The following is a 2,462-nucleotide window of genomic DNA, read 5'->3' as shown; positions in this document are numbered from 1 at the left end:
TGGGGCCTTCCTCGTGATGAAGGCGTTGCCGACTCATACCAGGCCTGAATCGCCTCATCATCCAGCCAGAAAGTGAGGGAGCCACGGTTGATGAGAGCTTTGTTGTAGGTGGACCAGTTGGTGATTCTGAACTTTTGCTTTGCCACGGAATGGTCTGTGTTGTCGGGAGGATGCGTGATCTGATCCTTCAACTCAGCAAAAGTTCGATTTATTCAACAAAGCCGAAACAAGCAACAAACCCCCAACAAACCTGCCAGAAACGCAGGAGATGAATTTTACCTCGCTGCATATAAATACACAAAAGTGCTTAGGTTCTAATTTCAATACATTTGCCTCCCCTCCCCCCTGTTTCTGCAACTTTTCTCATTAAGTCATAACATGCCCCCGGCATTTTCACCGGGTAGAACTCAATTAAAAGCACCTTTAAGAATGCTTTTAAACGCGCTACAATGAACACTTAAACCTAGGAGGTAACATTATGGCATTTCAGGTTCTGACCACTACAGCAGCTAGCATTACTGAACTTAAACGTGACCCTATGGGTACTTTCCACGCCGGGGATGGCGCTCCGGTAGCCATTCTTAATCGTAATGAGCCTGCATTCTACTGTGTGCCACCGGCACTCTATGCCCAGTTGATGGAGCTTCTGGAAGATGAAGAGCTGGGACGGATGGCTGATGAGCGAAGCGGAGAAAAGGTTATAGAGGTCAATATTGATGACCTATAAGCTGGCTTTCAACGAATCCGCTCTGAAAGAATGGAAGAAGCTGGGTCATACACTACAGGTACAGTTCAAAAAGAAACTCAAAGAGCGCCTGGAGAACCCCAGAGTTCCGGCATCACAGCTACATGGACGTAAGGACCAGTATAAAATTAAGCTACGTGGTGCCGGATATCGCCTTGTCTATCGTGTAGAGGACGACATTGTCACAGTCACTGTTATCGGCGTAGGCAAACGCGAAAACGACGACATTTATAATGCAACCCTTAATCGCAATTGACGAATGCTGTAAGCACTATTTTGGGGTCGTATCCGGGCCTACTTTCTTTCTGGGTAACGTTGGCGGCTTCACATCATCTTTACTCTGCGTTCTCCGTGTCATCCAGGGATGGTCAGCAGCAGGTTTTACGTAATATTTTGATCGTAAACCAAACCTCGCATTATCCACACGCTCATGTACGCTCTTTTCATCATCAAGCGGTATTGGTTCAGGCCCATCGACATATTTCTCGTAACCCAACGACCGACTTTCATGAAGCACCGTTATTTCACCGTTAAAGTTCTCGCAAACCGTGACAATCGCATGCCTGAGACGGTATACCTGCCCTTCTGAACGGATCTGATATGCACTCGTTTTATACTGAAAGGTCAGATTCTTGGAAAGCACACGAGGGGACTGATAACTGAGTATGTAGTTAAGTTCTTCCGGAGAATGAAGAATCTCCCTGTGGGCGTTACCATTTTCACGGGGGATCGAAGCGAAGCGAGAGTTGTAATCTTTCACAAACTCAGACAACCACAGGTTAGCTGTTTCGATATCACTGATATTGCGAAGACGTAATTCTTTAACCAGTCTGTCCTGTAACGTCTGATTGGCACGCTCAACCCGGCCTTTAGCCTGAGGGCTGTTAGCGTGAATTGGCTCGATCCCAAGAGTTTTAATTGCACGGGTAAATTGCGTCAGCTCGCCTTCACGTTCCGGATTATTCACGCGGAAAATACTGTGTCTGTCAGAATACAGGGCAAGGGGACGCCCATATTTGTCGAGATAATCACGTAACGTTTCCATGTAAGCGCGGGGCGTTTCTGCAGGAGCGAAGCGGAGCACCATAAGCGCACTGGTGGCGTCATCAATAAAGACAATTAATGTACAGCGAGGCCCTCGCTCTTCAAACCAGTCATGCGGAGAACCATCAATCTGGATAAGTTCGCCATAGCATGGGCGCCGTTGCCGACGCTGATAAATGCGGGTAGTTTTTCGGCGGCGCTCACGCCATAAACCTTCCTCAACCATCCACTTGCGCAAAGTTTCGGCCGACAAAGCCAGCTCATGGAGCTCCCGTAATTTCTCACAGGCAAAAGTGGGGCCGAAATCCGGATATTTATCTCTGACAAGTGAGATGACGAGAGTCCGAAATTCCGACGTAAAAGCATTATTGGGACGTTGTCCTCGGCGACGAGAAACCAGTCCCTGAGGACCTTCAATCCGGTAGCGCTGAACGAGACGTTTCACCTGCCGGATTGATATGCCTATACGGTCCGCAGCCTGCTCCTGGGTGATCTGGCGGCTGACTGAATCCCGAATTATCTGGAGACGGTCAAGTTCTTTAAGGCTCATGCTAATGGTCTCTTTTGTCATGAAATATCCTGCCTGAGAAGCTACGGGGACATTTCAGAATGGGTCAAAGGAAGTGCGGACAAATTCCTGGACCTTCAGGAGTTAATTTATGCATTCATACGA

At 48.0% G+C, this 2,462-nt stretch carries 3 protein-coding genes and 1 pseudogene; 2 read left to right on the top strand and 2 right to left on the bottom strand.

Annotation, left to right across the window (positions count from 1 at the left end):
* A pseudogene (locus KHQ23_RS24375) lies at window positions 1-191 on the bottom strand (IS5/IS1182 family transposase); the annotation flags it as partial.
* Between the two features lie 287 nt (window positions 192-478).
* Here KHQ23_RS24375 and KHQ23_RS24370 point away from each other — a divergent pair.
* Together KHQ23_RS24370 and KHQ23_RS24365 are read left to right on the top strand one after the other, a co-directional pair.
* Window positions 479-727: a type II toxin-antitoxin system Phd/YefM family antitoxin gene (locus KHQ23_RS24370; RefSeq protein WP_004187025.1), complete on the top strand. Its 249-nt coding sequence runs from the start codon at window positions 479-481 to the stop codon at window positions 725-727.
* The gene (locus KHQ23_RS24365; protein ID WP_004187019.1) at window positions 717-1,001 is read left to right on the top strand and encodes a type II toxin-antitoxin system RelE/ParE family toxin; all 285 of its coding nucleotides are present in this window, start codon (window positions 717-719) and stop codon (window positions 999-1,001) included. Before KHQ23_RS24370 ends, KHQ23_RS24365 begins: the two co-directional genes overlap by 11 nt.
* Window positions 1,002-1,016: 15 nt before the next feature.
* On the opposite strand, the gene KHQ23_RS24360 is transcribed toward KHQ23_RS24365, so the two are convergent.
* Window positions 1,017-2,360 carry an ISNCY family transposase gene (locus KHQ23_RS24360; RefSeq protein WP_211776985.1) on the bottom strand — a complete coding sequence of 448 codons (1,344 nt, stop codon included), beginning with the start codon at window positions 2,358-2,360 and terminating at the stop codon, window positions 1,017-1,019.
* Between the last annotated feature and the right edge of the window lie 102 nt (window positions 2,361-2,462).

It is taken from the genome of Klebsiella sp. 64 (genome assembly GCF_018223915.1).
Classification (GTDB): Bacteria; Pseudomonadota; Gammaproteobacteria; order Enterobacterales; family Enterobacteriaceae; genus Klebsiella; species Klebsiella pneumoniae.
The sequence above is the reverse complement of the archived record's forward strand: the minus strand, read 5'-3'. Positions and strand labels throughout refer to the sequence as shown.

Bases quoted from the DNA above. Each gene is read 5' to 3' on its own strand.
- KHQ23_RS24370 (WP_004187025.1), top strand. From the start codon at position 479: ATGGCATTTCAGGTTCTGACCACTACAGCAGCTAGCATTACTGAACTT.
- KHQ23_RS24365 (WP_004187019.1), top strand. From the start codon at position 717: ATGACCTATAAGCTGGCTTTCAACGAATCCGCTCTGAAAGAATGGAAG.
- KHQ23_RS24360 (WP_211776985.1), bottom strand. From the start codon at position 2,360: ATGACAAAAGAGACCATTAGCATGAGCCTTAAAGAACTTGACCGTCTC.